General features: G+C 62.4%; 24 protein-coding genes. 11 read left to right on the top strand and 13 right to left on the bottom strand.

The annotated features are described in order from the left end of the window. Window positions 1-60 precede the first annotated feature (60 nt). Genes coaA through hisB form a run of 9 tightly spaced genes read right to left on the bottom strand, consistent with a single transcriptional unit; the run spans window position 61 to window position 5,801 of the window. Complete coding sequence (gene coaA / locus NKI85_RS06210) at window positions 61-1,020, bottom strand: type I pantothenate kinase (RefSeq protein WP_352522394.1); 960 nt, start codon at window positions 1,018-1,020, stop codon at window positions 61-63. An 18-nt stretch (window positions 1,021-1,038) separates the two neighbouring features. Continuing rightward, complete coding sequence (locus NKI85_RS06215; protein ID WP_352522393.1) at window positions 1,039-1,365, bottom strand: phosphoribosyl-ATP diphosphatase; 327 nt, start codon at window positions 1,363-1,365, stop codon at window positions 1,039-1,041. A 36-nt stretch (window positions 1,366-1,401) separates the two neighbouring features. Beyond that, window positions 1,402-2,196 (bottom strand): imidazole glycerol phosphate synthase subunit HisF, encoded by a 795-nt coding sequence (hisF, locus tag NKI85_RS06220; protein ID WP_352522752.1) that lies wholly within the window; start codon window positions 2,194-2,196, stop codon window positions 1,402-1,404. Continuing rightward, on the bottom strand, window positions 2,193-3,029 hold the full coding sequence (locus tag NKI85_RS06225) for an arginase family protein (protein ID WP_352522392.1): 837 nt from the start codon (window positions 3,027-3,029) through the stop codon (window positions 2,193-2,195). Before NKI85_RS06225 ends, hisF begins: the two co-directional genes overlap by 4 nt. A 2-nt stretch (window positions 3,030-3,031) precedes the next feature. Continuing rightward, window positions 3,032-3,775 carry a 1-(5-phosphoribosyl)-5-[(5-phosphoribosylamino)methylideneamino]imidazole-4-carboxamide isomerase gene (hisA, locus tag NKI85_RS06230; RefSeq protein ID WP_352522391.1) on the bottom strand — a complete coding sequence of 248 codons (744 nt, stop codon included), beginning with the start codon at window positions 3,773-3,775 and terminating at the stop codon, window positions 3,032-3,034. Between the two features lie 2 nt (window positions 3,776-3,777). Next, a complete protein-coding gene (locus NKI85_RS06235; protein ID WP_352522390.1) occupies window positions 3,778-4,068 on the bottom strand; it encodes a DUF1330 domain-containing protein in 291 nt (96 codons plus the stop codon). Window positions 4,069-4,071: 3 nt separating this feature from the next. Continuing rightward, window positions 4,072-4,722, bottom strand: coding sequence for an imidazole glycerol phosphate synthase subunit HisH (gene hisH / locus NKI85_RS06240; protein ID WP_352522389.1), 651 nt, complete (start codon window positions 4,720-4,722; stop codon window positions 4,072-4,074). A 1-nt stretch (window position 4,723) separates the two neighbouring features. Next, window positions 4,724-5,197: a DUF2628 domain-containing protein gene (locus NKI85_RS06245; RefSeq protein ID WP_352522388.1), complete on the bottom strand. Its 474-nt coding sequence runs from the start codon at window positions 5,195-5,197 to the stop codon at window positions 4,724-4,726. A 4-nt stretch (window positions 5,198-5,201) separates the two neighbouring features. Continuing rightward, the gene (gene hisB, locus NKI85_RS06250; protein WP_352522387.1) at window positions 5,202-5,801 is read right to left on the bottom strand and encodes an imidazoleglycerol-phosphate dehydratase HisB; all 600 of its coding nucleotides are present in this window, start codon (window positions 5,799-5,801) and stop codon (window positions 5,202-5,204) included. A 225-nt stretch (window positions 5,802-6,026) separates the two neighbouring features. Here hisB and hslV point away from each other — a divergent pair, with 225 nt between their 5' ends. From hslV to NKI85_RS06275, 5 genes are all read left to right on the top strand, one after another. Next, a complete protein-coding gene (hslV, locus tag NKI85_RS06255; RefSeq protein ID WP_352522386.1) occupies window positions 6,027-6,578 on the top strand; it encodes an ATP-dependent protease subunit HslV in 552 nt (183 codons plus the stop codon). Next, window positions 6,568-7,125 (top strand): GNAT family N-acetyltransferase, encoded by a 558-nt coding sequence (locus NKI85_RS06260; protein ID WP_352522385.1) that lies wholly within the window; start codon window positions 6,568-6,570, stop codon window positions 7,123-7,125. The genes hslV and NKI85_RS06260 overlap by 11 nt, the downstream gene beginning before the upstream one ends. Window positions 7,126-7,129: 4 nt before the next feature. Next, on the top strand, window positions 7,130-7,726 hold the full coding sequence (locus NKI85_RS06265) for a DUF2585 domain-containing protein (RefSeq protein ID WP_352522384.1): 597 nt from the start codon (window positions 7,130-7,132) through the stop codon (window positions 7,724-7,726). 4 nt (window positions 7,727-7,730) lie between these two features. Further along, a complete protein-coding gene (hslU, locus tag NKI85_RS06270) occupies window positions 7,731-9,044 on the top strand; it encodes an ATP-dependent protease ATPase subunit HslU (protein WP_352522383.1) in 1,314 nt (437 codons plus the stop codon). A 184-nt stretch (window positions 9,045-9,228) separates the two neighbouring features. Continuing rightward, window positions 9,229-10,188: a DUF1402 family protein gene (locus NKI85_RS06275; RefSeq protein ID WP_352522382.1), complete on the top strand. Its 960-nt coding sequence runs from the start codon at window positions 9,229-9,231 to the stop codon at window positions 10,186-10,188. A 34-nt stretch (window positions 10,189-10,222) separates the two neighbouring features. Here the strand turns inward: NKI85_RS06275 and NKI85_RS06280 are convergent, their stop codons facing one another. The 3 genes from NKI85_RS06280 to NKI85_RS06290 are packed head-to-tail and all read right to left on the bottom strand — an operon-like array spanning window position 10,223 to window position 12,945. Next, window positions 10,223-11,452 carry an NAD(P)/FAD-dependent oxidoreductase gene (locus NKI85_RS06280; RefSeq protein ID WP_352522381.1) on the bottom strand — a complete coding sequence of 410 codons (1,230 nt, stop codon included), beginning with the start codon at window positions 11,450-11,452 and terminating at the stop codon, window positions 10,223-10,225. A gap of 5 nt (window positions 11,453-11,457) precedes the next feature. Continuing rightward, window positions 11,458-11,772 carry a MocE family 2Fe-2S type ferredoxin gene (locus NKI85_RS06285; protein WP_352522380.1) on the bottom strand — a complete coding sequence of 105 codons (315 nt, stop codon included), beginning with the start codon at window positions 11,770-11,772 and terminating at the stop codon, window positions 11,458-11,460. A 42-nt stretch (window positions 11,773-11,814) separates the two neighbouring features. Further along, entirely contained in the window at window positions 11,815-12,945 is a 1,131-nt protein-coding gene (locus NKI85_RS06290; protein ID WP_352522379.1) for a fatty acid desaturase family protein, read from the bottom strand. Between the two features lie 134 nt (window positions 12,946-13,079). Between NKI85_RS06290 and NKI85_RS06295 the strand changes: the two genes are divergently transcribed. From NKI85_RS06295 to NKI85_RS06320, 6 genes are all read left to right on the top strand, one after another. Next, window positions 13,080-14,111 (top strand): LacI family DNA-binding transcriptional regulator, encoded by a 1,032-nt coding sequence (locus tag NKI85_RS06295; protein WP_352522377.1) that lies wholly within the window; start codon window positions 13,080-13,082, stop codon window positions 14,109-14,111. A 311-nt stretch (window positions 14,112-14,422) separates the two neighbouring features. After that, window positions 14,423-15,364: a sugar ABC transporter substrate-binding protein gene (locus NKI85_RS06300; RefSeq protein ID WP_352522376.1), complete on the top strand. Its 942-nt coding sequence runs from the start codon at window positions 14,423-14,425 to the stop codon at window positions 15,362-15,364. A gap of 117 nt (window positions 15,365-15,481) precedes the next feature. After that, a complete protein-coding gene (locus NKI85_RS06305; protein WP_292655972.1) occupies window positions 15,482-16,558 on the top strand; it encodes an ABC transporter permease in 1,077 nt (358 codons plus the stop codon). 2 nt (window positions 16,559-16,560) lie between these two features. Next, window positions 16,561-17,328 (top strand): ATP-binding cassette domain-containing protein, encoded by a 768-nt coding sequence (locus NKI85_RS06310; protein ID WP_352522375.1) that lies wholly within the window; start codon window positions 16,561-16,563, stop codon window positions 17,326-17,328. Window positions 17,329-17,395: 67 nt separating this feature from the next. Continuing rightward, window positions 17,396-18,397, top strand: a complete 1,002-nt coding sequence (gene iolG / locus NKI85_RS06315; RefSeq protein WP_352522374.1) for an inositol 2-dehydrogenase — start codon at window positions 17,396-17,398, stop codon at window positions 18,395-18,397. 23 nt (window positions 18,398-18,420) lie between these two features. Continuing rightward, complete coding sequence (locus NKI85_RS06320; RefSeq protein WP_352522373.1) at window positions 18,421-19,215, top strand: SDR family oxidoreductase; 795 nt, start codon at window positions 18,421-18,423, stop codon at window positions 19,213-19,215. 23 nt (window positions 19,216-19,238) lie between these two features. Here the strand turns inward: NKI85_RS06320 and NKI85_RS06325 are convergent, their stop codons facing one another. Then, window positions 19,239-19,451: a hypothetical protein gene (locus NKI85_RS06325; RefSeq protein ID WP_352776378.1), complete on the bottom strand. Its 213-nt coding sequence runs from the start codon at window positions 19,449-19,451 to the stop codon at window positions 19,239-19,241. Window positions 19,452-19,569: the final 118 nt, after the last annotated feature.

Genomic DNA, 19,569 nt, shown 5'->3' on the forward strand with positions numbered 1-19,569 from the left:
AGATCAGGCCCGACAATAGGAAGACTGGGTTAAGATGACTTTAAGGAATGCCTCGGGATTTCACAGTTTTCGGAGCGCCACTTCCTCGACCAGATGGTTGGCGCCCTTGCGCAGGATGAGATCGGCTCGGGCGCGCGTCGGCAATATATTCTCGCGCAGATTCTTCAGATTGATGTTGGCCCACAGGCCCTCGGCGATGGCGCGGGCCGCATCCTCGGAAAGTTGCGAATAGCGGTGGAAGAAGGAGGCCGGGTCGCGGAAGGCGGTTTCGCGCAGCCGCATGAAGCGGGCAATATACCAGTGATGGATCAGCTCTTCTTCCGCATCGATATAGATGGCGAAGTCAAAGAAATCCGATAGAAAAGGCACGATCTTGCCGTCCTTGGGCAAGTTGCCCGGCTGCAGGACATTGATGCCTTCGAAGATCAGGATGTCCGGCCGGTCGATGGTCTGGAACTCGCCCGGGATAACGTCATAGGTCAGGTGCGAATAGACCGGCGCGCGGACGTTGCGCTGCGCCGATTTGATGCCGGACAGGAAGCGCAGCAGCGCGCCGACATCGTAGCTGTCGGGAAAGCCCTTGCGCTCCATCAGGTTGTTGCGGCGCAGGACCTCGTTCGGCAACAGGAAACCGTCGGTGGTGACCAGGTCGACCTTGGGGCTCGACGGCCAGCGCGCCAGCAGCTCCTTTAGGACGCGCGCCGTGGTGGATTTGCCGACGGCGACGGAACCGGCAACACCGATGATGAACGGTGTCTTGGCCACGTCCAGCGCGTTGAAGAAGGCCTGGCGCTGCCTGAACAGGAGTTGACTGGCTTCGACATGAGCCGACAACAGCCGTGACATCGAAAGGTAGATGCGCTCGACCTCATGGAGATCGACCGGATCATTCAGCGACCGCAGACGATGGATCTCGTCTTCGGTGAGCGTCATCGGCGTATCGGCGCGGAACCGCGACCATTGCTCGGCCGAGAAGAACCGATAGGGTGAATACTTCTCGGTAGGAGCGAGCTGGTCCATCGAGTTCCTCCGCAGCGATCAGCCCCGGTCCAGCCGAGACGCCTTTTCGGCGACGCCCGAACGACCGGTGCGGTGTTCGAGCTCCTTGAGCACATCGCTCAGCGGAATGCCCGCTATGCCGAGAACGACAAGCCAATGATAGATGAGATCGGCGCTCTCCGAAACAAGCGCGTCCCGGTCGGCGCTGACGGCTGCGATCACCGTTTCGACCGCCTCTTCGCCGAGTTTCTGCGCCGCCTTGCCTATGCCGCGCTGAAAGAGCTTGGCCGTCCACGAATCCGGATCGCCGGAACGTGCGCGTTCGCCAATGATCTTCTCCAGATCGGAGAGCGAGAACTCAGTCATGACGCCGTTTACAGCCTCTTCTTAGCCGGAAAGGCTCTAGGACCGATTACCCGGCGAGTCCAGCCGCATCGGCAGTCCGGCTCGAGCCATATGCATCTTGGCTTCGGCGATGCTGTAGGTGCCGAAATGGAAGATCGAGGCTGCCAGCACCGCGCCTGCATGGCCGTCGCGAATGCCTTCGACCATGTGATCGAGCGTGCCGACGCCACCGGAAGCGATGACGGGCACGCGTACGGCGTCGGCGACCGCGCGGGTAAGCGCTATGTCGTAGCCGGCCTTGGTGCCGTCGCGGTCCATCGACGTCAACAGGATCTCGCCGGCGCCGAGATCGACGATCCGCCGAGCGAACTCGACGGCATCGATGCCGGTCTTCTCGCGGCCGCCATGGGTGAAGATCTCCCAGCGATCAGCCTCGCCCGCAGCGGACACTTTCTTGGCATCGATAGCGACGACGATGCACTGGTTGCCGAATTTGTCGGCTGCTTCGGCGACAAAATTAGGGGTCTTCACCGCCGCGGTGTTGATCGACACCTTGTCGGCGCCGGCGAGAAGCAGCTTCCTGATGTCGGCGACCTGACGGACGCCACCGCCGACGGTCAGCGGCATGAAACATTGTTCGGCCGTCCGGGCGATGACATCGAAGATGGTCTCGCGGTTTTCCGACGAGGCGGTGATGTCGAGAAAGCAGAGCTCGTCGGCGCCGGCCGCGTCATAGGCCTTTGCCGCTTCGACGGGATCACCGGCATCGACCAGGTCGACGAAATTGACGCCCTTGACGACGCGACCGTTCTTGACGTCGAGACAGGGGATGACGCGGGCTTTCAGCATCAGATTCTCTCGATCGCCGCAAGAAAATCGACAAGCAGTTGGCCGATGACGGGCGGAATCTCGGCCTGGGAATCAAAGGCAGGGTCGTAGGCCGAGAGCGTCACGCCGACGATCGGGATGGACCTGGCCAGCCCGCAGGCAAGTTGCCGCAGCTGTTCCGGGCTCGGACCGCCTGGATGCATGTAGCGGTTCACCTGCAGCACATCCGGATCGAGGACGTCCAGGTCCAGATGCAAATGTGCCCGGGCAGCCCCTGCCGCTGTGAGCTTTCCGACTATATCGAGTGCACCGGCACATTCGGTGCGCACGATCGGCAAAGGTTCCAGCAGGCGCTTTTCGTCGGGATCGAGGTCGCGGGCATCGACCAGCATGCAGCGCACCGGGTCTATCGGCCGGAATCCCGGAATCGCTGCTGTCATCGGACGCCAGCAGAGCCCGAGTGTCGCCGCCAGCGCCATGCCGTCGAGAAAGCCGTAGGCGGACGTCTCCGGCGTGTTGAGATCGCCATGCTGATCGATCCAGATGATCGTATCAGCCGCTTCACCGGCCACCGCACCGGCGGCGGTCAGGCAATTTCCAGCAAGGACAATGGGGAAGCGTCCTCCGTCGCCGGCGAGGCCGACCTTGGCCGCGACGGCGTTGCAGACGGCGAAGCCGGTTGCGATTTCGCGCCCCTGCTCGTCTCCCACCTTGCCGATATCTTCGACGGCGACGTCGTGGCGAGCCATGGTCAGGGCTTCGACGAGCCCACCGGCGATGATGGCGTCCGGCCCCTGGCCGCACCCTTCATGATGGTGCCCGCTGTCATAGGGGGCGAGGATAATCGAGACTTTCATGATCACGCCCCTGCCATCGGCTTGCCGCGCAGGATTGCCAGCGCCTCGGCCGGGTCGATGCGGCCGTCGTAGAGCGCGCGGCCCGAGATCGCGCCTTCGAGCTTCCGCGCATCGGGCATGGTCATGCGCACGATGTCGGCGATCGAGGCAAGCCCGCCCGAGGCGATGACCGGAATCGAAACCGCCTCAGTGAGATCGATGGTGGCGTCCCAGTTGATGCCGGTCAGCACCCCGTCGCGATCGATGTCGGTGTAGATGATGGCGGCGACGCCGGCGCCTTCGAATTTCTTCGCCAGTTCGACGACGCCGAGGCTCGAGGCCTCGGCCCAGCCTTCGACTGCGACCTTGCCGCCCTTGGCGTCGATGCCGACGGCGATCTTGCCCGGGAATGCCTTGCAGGCCTGCCTGACCAGATCCGGATCGCGCACGGCCACTGTGCCGAGGATGATACGGGCCAGCCCGCGGTCGAGCCAGTCCTCGATCTGCGCCAGGGTGCGGATGCCGCCGCCGAGCTGCACCGGGTTGCTGGTCGCCTTGAGAATGGCGCCGACAGCTGCGCTGTTGACGCTCTGGCCCTTGAAGGCGCCGTTGAGGTCGACCACGTGCAGCCATTCGAAGCCCTGCTCTTCGAAGGCGCGCGCCTGAGCGGCGGGATCGTCATTGTAGATCGTCGCAGTCGCCATGTCGCCATGCTTGAGGCGCACGCATTTGCCGTCCTTGAGGTCTATCGCCGGAAACAGGATCACCTTCAGGCGCCTTCGACGATGACAAAGTGGCCGGTCGAGCCGGCGAGCCTGTACTTCAAGGCCTCCTGGTATTCAGGCGAGCCGTAGCATTCCATCGCCTTCTCGTAGGATTCGAATTCCACCAGCACATGGCGATTGCCTGTCGGCCCTTCCGGGCTGGTATGCCGCCCGGCTCGCACCGGGAATTTCGCGCCGTATTTCGCGAAAGCCGCGGCGTTGGCCTCGATATACTGCTTGTAGATCTCGGGATCGCGGACGTCGACCATCGCCATCCAATAGCCCTTCTTGCTCATGATTCAGGGCCTCCATTGCAGGAAGTTGGTGATCAAAGCGAGACCGAGTGCCTGGCTCTTCTCGGGGTGGAATTGCGTTCCGGCGAGATTGCCGCGCGCGACAGCGGCCGTCACCGGGCCACCATAGTCGGCAACCGCCAGCACCTCATCCTCCTTCTGCGCATCGAGATGGTAGGAGTGGACGAAATAGGCGTGCAGTCCCTTCCCGCCCGTCGCAATGCCGGAAAACAATGGGTGCTTGCGCCTGAGATCGAGCGTGTTCCAGCCGATCTGCGGGATCTTCAGCGCCGGGTCGGCCGGCGTGATCTCCTTGACGTCGCCGGCGATCCAGCCAAAGCCCTTTGTAACGGTCTTTTCCAATCCTCGCTCCGACATCAGCTGCATGCCGACGCAGATACCGAGGAACGGCCGCGCCTTGGCGATCGCCACCTCCTCCACTGCCTCCCACATGCCGGCAACCGCATGCAGTCCAGCGGCGCAATCGGCATAGGCGCCGACGCCCGGCAGGACGATGCGGTCGGCGGTCCTGACCCGCTCGGCATCGGCGGTGAGCTCGATCGCGGCGGCGATGCCGGCTTCATGCGCGGCGCGCTCGAAGGCCTTGGTGGCCGAGCGCAGATTGCCCGACCCGTAATCGATGATCGCGACCCGCATCTCAGGGCTTTCCCGGAATATGGGTCAATCCCAGCGCCATACCCATCTGCGCCGGCCGGGCAAGTGCTGCGTCCGGGACGATGCGCTGCGCAGGGGCCTGTGCATTCGAATCCGCATCGGCTTCCAATGCATAGCGGATGTCGGCATCGTCGAGCCTGTCGGCCTCGACGACGCCCCACTCATGCCAGCCGCGGCGGCGAAGGGCTGCAATCCGCAGGCCCTGTCCTTCCAGCCCGACATAGAGCGAGACAAGCAGCGACAAAAGCGAGCCGGCGGTTTCTAGGCCCAGCCTTTCGCCAAGCATCGAAAGCAGGCCCATGGCGACAAAGGCCAATGCCGCCTCGACCCACAGCCGATGCCAAGCCAGCCAGAGCGGCGGCACCAGCAAGCCGAGCCAGGCAAAACCGTCGCGGACAAAGGTAGCGTCCGCTCTTCCGTTGCGGCCCGGCGGCTCCATCACGACATAGATGGCCATGGCGCTACCCTTTCAAGGATCCCTTGGTGGAGGGAACCGCGTCCGGCTGGCGCGGGTCGCGCTCAAGCGCCAAACGCAGCGCACGCGCCACGGCCTTGAAGCAGGTCTCGGCGATATGGTGGTTGTTGGCACCATAATGATTGGTGATATGCAGCGTGATTCCGGCATTCTGCGCCAGTGCGTGGAAGAATTCGCGCACCAGCTCGGTGTCGAAGGTGCCGATCTTCGGCGACGAGAACGAAACATTCCAGACCAGAAAAGGGCGGCCGGAGACGTCGATCGCCGCCCGCGTCAGCGTCTCGTCCATGGCGAGATCGATCGAACCATAGCGCATGATGCCGCGCCGCTCGCCCAGCGCCTTGGCCAGCGCCTGGCCGAGCGCGATGCCAGTATCCTCGACCGTGTGGTGGTCGTCTATGTGCAGGTCGCCCTTGGCCTTCACCGTCATGTCGATCAGCGAATGGCGCGACAACTGGTCCAGCATATGGTCGAAGAAGCCGACGCCCGTCGAAATGTCGGATTTGCCCGAGCCGTCGACCTGAACCGACACGGAGATATCGGTTTCCTTGGTCTTGCGGCTTATCTCGGCGGAACGGGGCGCCATGACCTCATCCTTGTCTCAGGTTTGCACGGTTCAGGCGTTCACATGCCTGAAAACGAAAGCCTTCTAGCAGCATGACCCGGCGATTGCCAGTTACCGCTGCGGAGCGATATCAGACCCTGCGGATGGCCGGTTTGCAATCATCCGGCCTATGCATACATATGGCCGATCAAGTCACTCGTAACGCGCCAATCGCCTTGATGGGATCGGTGCTGATCGGAGCAGAAAATGTCGAATGAACTGACCATGCATGCCACGACCATCCTGACCGTGCGCAAGGGCGGCAAAGTGGTGATCGCCGGCGACGGCCAGGTCAGCCTCGGCCAGACCATCATGAAGGGCAACGCCAAGAAGGTGCGCCGCATCGGCAAGGGCGGCAACGTCATCGCCGGTTTCGCCGGCGCCACCGCCGATGCCTTCACGCTGCTGGAGCGGCTCGAAGCCAAGCTCGAACAATATCCCGACCAGCTGACGCGCGCTTGCGTCGAGCTCGCCAAGGACTGGCGCACCGACCGCTATCTGCGCCGACTGGAAGCAATGATGCTGGTTGCCGACAAGTCGGTCTCGCTGGCGCTGACCGGCACCGGCGACGTGCTGGAACCCGAATTTGGCGTCATGGCGATCGGCTCGGGCGGCAATTACGCGTTGGCCGCAGCACGCGCCCTGATGGATACCGACAAGGACGCCGAGGGGATCGCCCGCAAGGCGATGCAGATCGCGTCCGACATTTGCGTTTACACCAACAACAGCTTCGTCGTCGAAACGCTCGATGCCGCCTGAGCGGAGTCTCCGCTATGATTTTCGGCCGGTGACCGAGAAGGACCTGCCGATGATCGCCGGCTGGCTTGCCGAGCCGCATGTCGCCGAGTGGTGGGACGATCCAGGGACCGAGATTGCAGAGATCCGCGGGCATATCGACAGCATTTCGGTCGAGCCGCTTATTGTCGAGCTCGACGGCAAACCCATCGGCTATCTGCAGAGTTACGATCCGCATCTTGAGGACGGCCATCCCTATAGCGACCAGCCGTTCGGCACGCTCGGCATCGATTTGTCGATCGGCGTGCCGGAGCTTGTCGGGATCGGTCACGGCTCGACGATCGTCCGGCAGTTCGTCGAGCAGCTTTTCGAGGAAGGTGCGCCGCGCGTCATCATCGACCCGGACCCTGCCAATGCACGGGCTATCCGTGCCTATGAAAAGGCCGGTTTCAGGGCTATCGATCGCAGGAAGTCGGAATATGGCGATGCCGTGCTGATGGCGATTGATGCCCACGAGGGTGACGCCGAACAGGGTGATGCCGAAGTGGGCGACGCAGAAGAGGGGCAATAGCAGCATGAGCGTATCCAGCGACAAAACCGTCTCGGCCTATGAAGACAGTTGGCGAATGGGGCTTCTGCTGGTTCTCGGCCTGGTCATCTTCCAGGCCGGGGCCCTTTACGGCATGGGGCGGACGCCGATTTGCACCTGCGGTTATGTCAAGCTGTGGCATGGCATCGTGCAGAGTTCGGAGAATTCCCAGCATATTTCCGACTGGTACAGCTTCTCGCACATCATTCACGGCTTCCTGTTCTATGCGCTGGCATGGTTCCTTTTCCCGCGCTCGCCGATCGGGCTCAGGCTGGCCTTTGCGGTCGTCATCGAGGGCGGCTGGGAGCTGCTCGAGAACAGCCCTTTCATCATCGACCGCTACCGCGCCGGCACGATCTCGCTCGACTATTATGGCGACAGCATTATCAATTCGGTGTCGGACACGCTGGCCATGGTGCTGGGGTTTGTCATGGCGCGAAGGCTCCCTATATGGGTGATCGTAATCCTCGCCCTCATCTTCGAATTCGGTGTCGGCTATCTCATCCGGGACAATCTGACACTCAACGTGATCATGCTGCTGCATCCGTTCGAGTCCATTCGGCAGTGGCAAAGTGGAATTTAGTGACATGAGCACATTCTCTCCCCGCGAAATCGTTTCGGAACTCGACCGCTTCATCATCGGCCAGAAAGACGCCAAGCGTGCCGTGGCGATTGCCTTGCGCAACCGCTGGCGCCGCCAGCAGCTCGAAGGCCAGATGCGCGAAGAGGTGATGCCGAAGAACATCCTGATGATCGGCCCGACCGGTGTCGGCAAGACCGAGATTTCGCGCCGCCTGGCGCGCCTTGCCGGTGCGCCTTTCGTCAAGGTCGAAGCCACCAAGTTCACCGAGGTCGGCTATGTCGGCCGCGATGTCGAGCAGATCATCCGCGACCTGGTCGAGATCGCCATCGGGCTGGTGCGCGAGAAGATGCGCGAGGACGTCAAGGCGCGTGCTCACATCAACGCCGAGGAACGGGTACTCGAAGCGCTCGTCGGCAAGACAGCGAGCCCGGCCACCCGCGACAGTTTCCGCAAGAAGCTGCGCGACGGCGAGCTCGACGACAAGGAGATCGAGGTCGAAGTGGCCGATACCGGCAATGGCGGCATGCCCGGCTTCGAGATTCCCGGCATGCCGGGCGCCAATATCGGCGTGCTCAACATCAACGACATGCTGTCGAAGGCGATGGGCGGCAAGAAAACCAAGATGCGCAAGACGACCGTCAAGGAGTCCTACGGGCTGTTGATCGGCGACGAGTCCGACAAGCTGCTCGATCAGGACGAGGTGGTGCGCAGGGCACTCGAATCGACCGAGAACGACGGCATCGTCTTCCTCGATGAGATCGACAAGATTGCCTCGCGTGAAGGCGGCATCGGTGCCGGTGTTTCGCGCGAGGGCGTGCAGCGCGACCTGCTGCCGCTGGTCGAAGGCACCACGGTTGCGACCAAATACGGGCCGGTGAAGACCGATCACATCCTGTTCATCGCTTCGGGTGCATTCCACGTCGCCAAGCCATCCGACCTGCTGCCCGAATTGCAGGGCCGCCTGCCGATCCGCGTCGAGCTGCGGGCGCTGGAGAAGGACGATTTCGTCCGCATCCTCACCGAGACTGAAGCGAGCCTGATCAAGCAGTACATCGCGCTGATGAAGACCGAGGGCGTCGACCTGGTCTTCACTGATGACGCGATCGACTCGTTGGCCGGCATCGCCGTTGACCTCAACGCAAGCGTCGAGAACATCGGCGCCAGGCGGCTGCAGACGGTGATGGAGCGGGTGCTGGACGAGATCTCCTATGACGCACCGGACCGCAACGGCACCTCGGTGACCATCGATGCCGCCTATGTGGAGAAGCATGTCGGCGACCTCTCCAGAAACACGGATTTGTCGCGTTTCATCCTGTAGGAGACGCTTCATCCTCAAAGAGGCCGGGGAACTGCTCCCGGTCTCCGCCAAATTCAGCCCGGCATCCCCGATGTGTGGCTAAATGGAAGCATCCGGCGAGCTTTCGTCCCGTCGGGTGCAGGCGTCTCTCGACTCCCGTTGGAGCATTACCTAGTTTGCCCGGCGATTATTTGGGCGGCGGCACATGAAAAAACTGATCCTCGTCATTCTCGGGCTGACGCTGGCGGCAGCCATGTTCGCCGCGCAAGCGGCAACGATGGTGCCGCCGGGCAACCGCAACACCGAGCAGCCCGACATACCGGGCGCTTCGAGCCGGCGCACCCAGGCGACCAACACCACCTTCCAGGCGAAATACCGCAAGGTCTTTGCGCTGCTCCAGAACGATGCCGAACTGCGCGGCAAGATCAAGCAGGCAGCCGCGGCCTATGGCATCGACCCGATGCATATCGTCGGCGCCATCGTCGGCGAGCACACCTACAATGTCGATGCCTACGACCGGCTGCAGACCTACTACGTCAAGGCGATCTCGTATCTGTCGAGCAAGCTCTCCTTCGCCTATGACGGCCAAGACATCACCGATTTCGTGCAACGGCCGGAATTTGCCAAGTGCGCCGGCAAATCGGACAGTTACGAGCTCTGGGAATGCCGCGAGCAGGTGTGGAACCGTTCCTTTCGCGGCAAGACCGTCGATGGCACCAGCTTTCCCAACGACCGCTTCGGCGCGACTTTCTTCCAGCCCTATTATGCCGGCCAGACTTTTGGCCTTGGCCAGCTCAATCCGCTGACGGCACTGCAGATGAGCGATCTCGTGCACAAGGTTTCCGGCCTGCCGGAGCTCGACGTCGGCGACCCGAATGCGGTCTACAAGACCATCATGGATCCGGACCTGACCCTGCCTTATGTCGCGGCAACGATCCGGAAGTCGATCGACGCCTATAAAACCATTGCCGGCTTCGACATCTCGGGCAATCCCGGCATCACGTCGACGCTCTACAATGTCGGCAATCCGGAACAGCGTGCCTATGCGCTGAAGGCCGAGAACGACAAGCGCCGCGCTGCGGGCGAGCCGGAAAAGCTGCCTGAGGAAAATTACTATGGCTGGCTGGTCAACGACAAGTTGCCGGAGCTGAAGGCGCTGTTTTAGCCGAGCCCATTCGGCCAATTATCCCCCCGGCAGCTCAAGCCGCCAGCAGCGATTTCAGTTTGACGGTCTGCGAGCCTAGCGCTTCCGGCGCTGGCTTTGCCCGCTTTGCAATCAGCATCTCGGCCAGCCTTATGTCGCGCGCGACCGCATTGCCGGGGCCGATGCCACTTGCCGCAACCAGCCTGCCGTCCTCGGCGAGATGGAACAGGATGAACGCGCCGTCGCCGAGGTCGCGGCGCACGATGCTGCGGCCTTCGTCCGACAGGCCGGCGATCTGCAAGGTCAGGCCGTACTGATCCGACCAGAACCACGGAACCGCCGCGTGGGCCTCGCCGGCGCCAAGCATGTTCCTGGCGGCAAGCGCACCCTGCTCCTGCGCATTGCGCCAGGCTTCGAGCCGCACGCGCCGGCCGCCATAGATGGCGAGCGGAAACGAGCAGCAGTCGCCGGCGGCAAAGATGTCCGGGTCGCCGGTGCGAAGCGCGGCGTCGACGGCGATACCATTGTCGATGGTCAGCCCCGCCTCCGCGGCAAGTCCGGTCACCGGCACGGCGCCGATGCCGATCACGGCAAGATCAGCGACAATGCCCTGCCCGCTGGCAAGCGCCATGCGCACTTCGGCGCCATCATCAGCGATGGCGGCGATGCCCTCGCCGCACAGGATTTTCACGCCTTCGGCCTCGTGCGCCGCGTGAATGATTTGCGCAATCTCGGCCGGCACGCCGCGCATCAAGATGCGCGGCTGCGCCTCGATGACGGTGACCGCCGCACCCAGTCTGCGCGCCGCCGCGGCGAGCTCGAGCCCAATGAAGCCACCGCCAATGATGGCGACGCGATTTCCGGCGCTGAGATGAGCACGAATAGCCAGCGCATCGTTGAAGGTCCGGAGATAGACGCAGCGCCCGCCAAGACCCGGCATCGGCAATTTGCGCGGCACCGACCCAGTGGCCAGCAAGAGCCTGTCGTAAGGCAGGACCGAGCCGTCCGACAGGCGCACGGTATGCGCAGCACGGTCGATCGCGACCGCCCGAACTGAATGGATGTGCCTGATCGACCGCTCGGCAAAGATCTCGTCACTGGCGATTGCCGTGATCACCGGCGCTTCGGCAACCATCGCGTTCTTCGACAGCGGCGGCCGCTCATAGGGCAGATGCGGCTCGTCGCCGACCAGCGTCACCGGGCCATTATAGCCGAGATCGCGCAGCGCGAGCGCTGCCCGCCCGCCGCATTCGCCGGCGCCGATGATGACTATTCCTTTCGCCATCACCGTCACCCAATCTGGATCAGAACTTTGCCGGCATCGACCTTGACCGGATAGGTCCTTAGATCGACACAGACCGGCGCGCCCCTGGCAGCCCCAGTCTTGTAGTTGAAGCGGCCATTGTGCTTCGGGCACTCGATGATGTTGTCCATCACGAGCCCGTCGGCCAGATGCACCTTCTCATGGGTGCAAAGGCCGTCGGTGGCGAAATAGCCGTCGTCGGGGCTGCGATAGACCGCAAAGGTGCGGCCGCCATGATCGAACCGCATCACGTCCTCTTCGTCGATGTCCCCGGCGTCACAGGCCTCGATCCAGTCGCTCATTTCTCCCTCCCGGCAGATTTTTTGGCCCGGCATGGGCTTGGCTCATTCGGCTGCCGCGGCGGCAGCAGCGTTGTCGTTGTGGAAGTCCTCGCGATAGGGCCTCGCCGTCGGCGGCAGTTCACGCTTGATGAAATAGTCTTCATTGCGCAGCTGCCGCAGGAAGGCCGGTATCATCTCGCGGTAGCCGGCCAGGATAGACGGTGTCGGCGCCGGCAGATCGTGCTTGATCAGCTCATGCAGCCTGGGCAGCGCATGATAGGGCACCATCGGGAACATGTGATGCTCGACATGGTAGTTCATGTTCCAGTAGATGAAACGGCTCACCGGGTTCATGTAGACCGTGCGGCTGTTGAGCCGGTGATCGGTGACGTTTTCAGCCAGGCCGCCATGCTGCAGCAGGCCGACCATCACATGGTGCCATGCGCCGTAAAGCCTGGGCAGCCCGACCAGCATCAGCGGCAGGAACGAGCCCGTGTAGAGCGCCAGCGCGATAGTCGCGGCATAGATCGCCGTCCAGATGCGGGCAATGCGGATGGCCTTCGGCTGCTCCTGCTCGGGAATGAAGGTTCTTTCGGCCGGGCTGATGATGCCGGCTGCATTGCGCAGCATGTCGCTCATCGCATGCCAGGCGTCGAGAATGCCGACGAAGTTGAGCACGACGCGCAGTAGATCGGGCGGACGCATCACCGAGATCTCCGGATCGCGGCCGACGATGATGGTATCGGTATGGTGGCGCGTGTGGCTCCAGCGCCAGGTTACCGGGTTGCGCATGATCATGAAGCAGGCGATCTGATAGACCACGTCGTTCATCCACTGCGTCCTGAAAGCGGTGCCGTGGCCGCATTCGTGCCAGCGGGAATCGGTGGAGGAACCGTAGAGGACGCCGTAGATGAAGAAGAACGGCACGCACCACCAGCTGCCCCAGAACCAGGCGCCGCCGGCGCCGCTCAGGACCAGGGCGCCGAGCCAGATGATGGTATCGCGGATCGCCGGACCGTCGGAGCGCTGCATCAGCTCCTTCATCTGCTTGCGCGACACGTCGGTGTGGTACCACTCGGCCGCCGTCAGCCCGCTCTCGACGGCGAGTTTCGCGTCGCGGCCGATCAGGCTGTAGTCACGCCGGGACGCTGCTACAGAGGTAATGTTCCCGGTTCGGAGTCCAATGTCCACCATGGCGGAGGCCTCGATTAGGTTTCTGCCATACTGAAATAACGCTTGGGCTTGATAGGCTCAATATCACAAAGATAGTTTCTATCATTTTCCATCAGAATGGTGTAAAAGGGGCCGGATAGTGGAGTAAGGCAGCGATGGCGAAACGGCCGACGATCACCGACCTGGCACGCATTTCGGGGGTCAGCGTTGCCACCGTCGACCGGGTGCTGAACAACCGCTTGCCGGTGCGCGAGGAAACCGCGCGCCGCGTTTATGAAGCGGCGACCAGCATCGGCTATCACGCAGCCGGGCTGATCAAGCAGCGGATGCGCCATGAATTGCCCGAATACCGGCTCGGGTTCCTGCTGTTGAGGCGGGAGGACGTCTTCTACAGCGAATTCGCCCGCGAGCTTGAGCTGGCGGTGTCGCAGTCGCCGCGCTTTCGCGGCGTAGCGACCATCGACTTCGCCGCTTCGCTGGCGCCGGACGAGATCGTCGAGCGAATGCGCAAGCTGGCCGCAAAATCCAGGGCTGTCGCCCTGGTCGGACCTGATCACCCGACACTGACGGTCGCCGTCGAGGCTCTCAAAGCCAAGGATGTGCCGGTATTTTCCCTGCTTTCCGACTTCGCGTCCGGCATTCGCGAGGGCTATGTCGGCCTCGACAATCGAAAGGTCGGCCGCACCGCTGCCTGGATGATCTCGAAGGCCGCGAAGAAACCGGGCAAAGTCGCGCTCTTCGTCGGCAGCCATCGCTTCCATGGTCACGAGCTCCGCGAGATCGGCTTTAGATCCTTCTTTCGCGAGCAGGCGCCAGAATTCACCATACTCGAGACGCTGGTCAATCTGGAAGCGAACCAGATCACGCATGATGCAATGATCGAGCTTCTGGCCCGCCATCCTGATCTCGCCGGTTGCTATGTCGCCGGCGGCGGCATGGAAGGCGCGATCTCGGCGCTGAGGGAAGCGATGCCGGCAGAGATGCCGGCGGTCGTCTGCAACGAGATCACGCCTGACTCCCGTGCGGCGCTGGCGGATAACATCCTGACCATGGTGATCTCGACACCACTGGCGGCGCTTTGCCGGGAGCTTGTAGCGCTGATGGCGCATGCCATCGAGACCGGTGCCGCGAATGCGCCGGGTCAGACCTTTCTGCCCTTCGACATTTATCTACCGGAAAACATCTGAGGTCGCGGCCATTGCCGCTGCATGATGTAATCTATCAGGACGGCTTTCAGGCCTGGCTTGCCTGAGCGTTCGTCTAAAAGAGCTCGAAATGCCGAAAATCCATTCCTCACGGCGAAATCTCGCTTGACGCCCTCACGCGAAATGGAATAAATATTTCACTAACTGAGCATTTTGGTTCTTTCGTTCCGGAACACCTGTTTCAGGCAAAATGCCTTCCGGAACTGAAGCGGGCAATCGGGAGAGATTCCCTGGGAGATCGGGGATTCCGGGTAGATCGGTGCAGCCGGACACCAATGTGGAGGAGACATAAAATGAAGAAACTGCTTTTGGGCGTCGCGTTTACGGCGCTGATGAGTTCGTCCGCTCTCGCTGCCAAGATCGGCGTGTCGATGGCGTTGTTCGACGACAATTTTCTCACCGTGCTGCGCAACGGCATGATCGAGCAGGCCAAGGGCATGGACGGCGTTGAGCTGCAGGTGGAGGACGCGCAGAACGACGTCGCCAAGCAACTTGACCAGATCAAGAATTTTGCCGCCTCGGGCGTCGACGCCATCATCGTCAACCCGGTCGACACCTCGGCCACCCAGGCGATGTCGGACGCAGCCGCCGCGGCCAAAATTCCGCTGGTCTATGTCAACCGCGAGCCGGTCAACGTCGACACGCTGCCCGACAACCAGGCCTTCGTCGCCTCGAACGAAGCCGATTCCGGCACGCTCGAGACCAAGGAGGTCTGCCGCCTGTTCAAGGAGGCCGGCAAGAAAGAGGCCAATGTCTACGTGATCATGGGCGAGCTGTCGAACCAGGCAGCGGTGCAGCGCACCAAGGACATTGACGACGTGATCGCCACTCCGGACTGCAGCTTCATCAAGATCATCGACAAGCAGACATCGAACTGGAAGCGCGAAGAAGCGCAAAACCTGATGACCAACTGGCTGTCGACCGGCAAGCCGTTCGACGGCGTCATCGCCAACAATGACGAAAGCGCCATCGGCGCCATCCAGGCGATGAAAGCTGCCAACATCGATATGAAGTCGGTTGTCGTCGGTGGCGTCGACGCTACCCAGGACGCGCTTGCAGCGATGCAGGCTGGCGATCTCGATGCAACCGTGTTCCAGGACGCGGCCGGCCAGGGTGCCGGCGCGCTTGACGCAGCGCTCAAGCTAGCGAAGGGCGAGAAGGTCGAGCACAAGGTCTACATCCCCTTCCAGCTGGTCACGCCGGCGAATATCGACAAGTTCCTGAAGAAGAACTGAGGCCGCGGACCCATTCGAAACGGAGCGGCGCGCCAAAATAAGACAGCGCCGCTCCTCCTTTCCCTCTCGGCCTGAAGAGCGGCCGAGTGGAGACCGTGGCTGACGGAGGAAGCACGATTGGCACAGACATCTCACGGCGTCGGCGGGCTCAGCTATGATGCGAAGCGGCGCGCATGGCCGGCCGAATTCAACGTCTTCCTGGCGCTCGTCATCCTGGTCGGCGCTTTCGAGCTGATCGGCCGGGTTTTCCTTGGCGACAGCTTCCTGTTCAATACCCGCGACAATATCGATGCAATCTTCAATGAGGCACGCCTGCAGATCATCATCCTGCAGGTGTCGATCGTCGGCATCATTGCCATCGGCGTGACGCAGGTGATCATTACCGGCGGCATCGATCTGTCCTCGGGTTCGATCGTCGGCGCCACGGCGATGATAGCCATGAGCTTCGCCCAGGTGGCGACGGTCAATGGCAACCCGAATCCCAAGGCAATGTTCATCGCCCAAGGCTGGACCGATCTGCCGGTAATCGTTCCGGTGCTGGTCGCGATCGGCTGCGGTCTGCTGGCCGGCCTGGTCAACGGTGCATTGATCGCCTACACCCGCATTCCGCCGTTCATCGCCACGCTCGGCATGATGGTCACCGCGCGGGGCATCGCCAAATGGTGGTCGAAGGGCCAGCCGATCTCGTTTCCGACCGAGAGTTTCGCCGCCATCGGCAAGGGGCTGATGCCCGTCATCATTTTCATATCCCTGGCAGTGCTGTTCCAGCTGATCCTGAGCTACACCAAATATGGCAAGCACTGTTATGCCATCGGCTCCAATGAGGATGCCGCGCGCATGTCCGGCATTAACATCGCCAACCACAAGATCCTCGTCTACGTCATTGCGGGCGTCCTCGCCGCGCTCGCCGCCGTGGTGCTGAGCTCCAAGAATCTCACCGCCCAGGCCGGCATGGGGGTGATGTATGAACTCGACGCGATCGCCATGGCGGTGATCGGCGGCGTCTCGCTGTCGGGCGGCCGCGGCTCGATCATCGGGACGGTGATCGGCTCGCTGATCTTCGGCGTCATCATTTCCGGCTTCACCTTTTTGCGCCTCGACGCCTATTACCAGGAGATGGTCAAGGGCGTGATCATCGTCGGCGCAGTCGTTCTCGACCAGTGGCGCCAACGCTTGCGGGCAATGAGGGCTTGATCATGTCGGACATCGTCCTGAAGACCGAAAACCTGACCAAGTATTATGGCGGCGTCCATGCGCTGGAAGGTGCGAACTTCGAACTGCGTAAGGGCGAGCATGTCGCCATTATGGGCGACAATGGCGCCGGCAAATCGACCTTCGTACGCCAGATTACCGGCGTCGAGCAGCGCACCAGCGGCAAGATGTGGTTCGACGGCAAGGAAGTAAATTTTGCCGGCCCTATCGAAGCGCGCGAGGCGGGCATCGAGACGGTGTTCCAGAATCTGGCGCTGGCCGACGATCTCGACGTGCCGTCGAACCTGTTCCTCGGCCGCGAAAAGGTGCTGTTCAATCTCGGGCCCTTCTCGATCCTCGATCGCAAGTTCATGCGCAAGGCGACCGAGGCCGCCTTGGTCCGGACCGCGGTCAAGATCCCCAACCTTTCCAACACCATCCGCCACATGTCGGGCGGCCAGCGCCAGTGCGTGGCGATCGCCAGAACCGCGACCTTTGCTTCCAAGCTCATCATCATGGACGAGCCGACGGCGGCACTCGGCGTGCAGGAAACGATGCAGGTCGAAAACATCATCCGCACGCTGAAGGAAAATGGCGAACCGCTGATCCTGATCTCTCACAACATGCGCCAGGTGTTCGATTTGGTCGACCGCATCGTCGTCTTCCGGCGCGGCCGCATCGTCGCCAATTTGCGCAAGCAGGACACCGACGGCAACGATATCGTCTCCTATATCACCGGCGCCAAGACCGGGCAGGCGGAACTTGCGGCCTAAAGGCCAACGCCGGGCCACAGGCGCCGACACGCCTTCCCTTCCGAACCATCCTCAAAGGAAAATCTTCATGCCTCTTCGCTTTGCTCTTCTCGGTGCCGGCCGTATCGGCAAGGTCCACGCCCGTGCGGTCGGCTCCAATCCGCAGGCCAGGCTGGTTGCGGTTGCCGACGCCTTCGAGAAGGCGGCGACCGATCTGGCCACAGCCTATGGCGCCGAAGTGCGCAGCATCGACGCCATCGAGAAGGCCGGGGATATCGACGCGGTCGTCATCTGCACGCCGACCGACACCCATGCCGATCTGATCGAGCGCTTCGCCAAGGCGGGCAAGGCGATCTTCTGCGAGAAGCCGATCGACCTCGATGCCGGCAGGGTGGAAGAATGCCTGGCCGTCGTCGACAAGGCCGGCGCGACCTTGATGGTAGGCTTCAACCGCCGCTTCGATCCGCATTTTGCCGCCGTGCGCAAGGCGATCGACCACGGCGCCATCGGCACCGTCGAGATGGTGACCATCACCTCGCGCGATCCCGGTCCGCCGCCGCTCGACTATATCGGCCGCTCCGGCGGCATCTTCCGCGACATGACCATTCATGATTTCGACATGGCGCGCTTCCTGCTTGGCGAGGAGCCGGTGGCAGTCAGCGCGCATGCTTCGGTGCTGGTCGACAAGAAGATCGGCGAGGCCGGCGATTTCGACAGCGTCAGCGTCATCCTCGAAACCGCCTCCGGCAAGCAGTGCGTCATCTCCAACTCGCGCCGCGCCACCTATGGCTACGACCAGCGCATCGAGGTGCATGGCTCGAAAGGCATGATTGCGGCCGAGAACCAGCGGCCGGTGTCGATCGAACTGGCCAATGAAAAAGGCTATACGCGGCCGCCGCTGCACGACTTTTTCATGACCCGCTACCTCGACGCCTATGCCAACGAGATCGCTGCCTTCATCGCCGCGGCGACGACAGGCAACAAGGCGGCGCCGAGCGGCAAGGACGGGCTGGTGGCACTGAGGCTGGCGGATGCGGCGCTGAAATCGGCCAAGGAAGGCAAGACCATTCGCCTCGACAAGAGCCACTGAACATCAAGCACAGGAGCAAGGCGATGAACGGTTCCGCCGGTCGCAATTCCGAAACACGCGCCATCGTCACCGGCGGCGCGCAAGGCATCGGCTTCGCCGTCGCCGAGGCGCTGGCCGATGAGGGCTGCCGGGCGCTGGCGCTGATCGGCCGCTCCCAGCAGAAAGGCGACAAGGCTGTCGCCGCTCTCAAGCGGGCAGGCGTCGACGCCATCTTCATCAGTGCCGACGTCTCAGAGGTGGCCGACTGCAAGCGCGCCGTCGAAACGGCGATCGCCCATTTCGGCACCGTCAACGCGCTGGTCAACGCCGCCGCCACTTCGGCCCGTGGCTCGCTGGTCGAGACCTCCCAAGACCTCTTCGACCAGATATTCCAGACCAATGTGCGCGGCCCGTTTTTCCTGATGCAAGGCGTGGTGGCGCATTTGCTGGCGCGCAAGGCGCCGGGCTCGATCGTCAACGTACTGTCGATGTCGGCGCATTGCGGCCAGTCGTTCCTGGCGCCCTATTCGTCGAGCAAGGGGGCGCTGGCGACGCTGACCAAGAATGTCGCCAATGCCTATCGCGGCAGCCGCATCCGCTGCAACGCGGTGCTGCCCGGCTGGATGGACACCGAGGGCGAGGCGATCGTGCAGAAGAAATGGCATGACGCGCCAGACGACTGGCTGGAAAAGGCCGAAGCCGCGCAGCCGATGGGCCAATTGGTGAAGCCGGCGCAGCTTGCCCGGCTGATCAGCTATATGATCAGCCCGCAGTCCGGCGTCATGACCGGGTCGCTTGTCGATTACGACCAGAGCGTCGCCGGGTCGTCGCCTGAGTAGCATCAGTTGAAAACGTCGGGGCCTCAGGTCCGGTGTGCATTGTGCAACCCCGCCAACTCGACCTGAACGTCGGCCAGCTCTTGCTTCCAGTAGGCAATATCCTCCGGCGTAGCTGGCGTCCCGAAGGCGTTGGCCTCGTAGGCGCTCAACATAGCTTTGGCTGATCTTAGGCGTGCGTCTGCCGCCGCTCGCAGCAGCGCATAAACATCGACGGGTTCTTCGGGATCTTGGTCCATATCGTTGAGCGTATAAGAGTTCGGGCTGGATCGCGACGGGCAGGGCCGTCAAAATTCAAACTGAGGGGAGCGTGACAAGCACCTCGGCTTCGGCTATAGGGCTGGCATGATCAACCCG

Source organism: Mesorhizobium sp. M0571, assembly GCF_040320985.1.
Classification (GTDB): Bacteria; Pseudomonadota; Alphaproteobacteria; order Rhizobiales; family Rhizobiaceae; genus Mesorhizobium.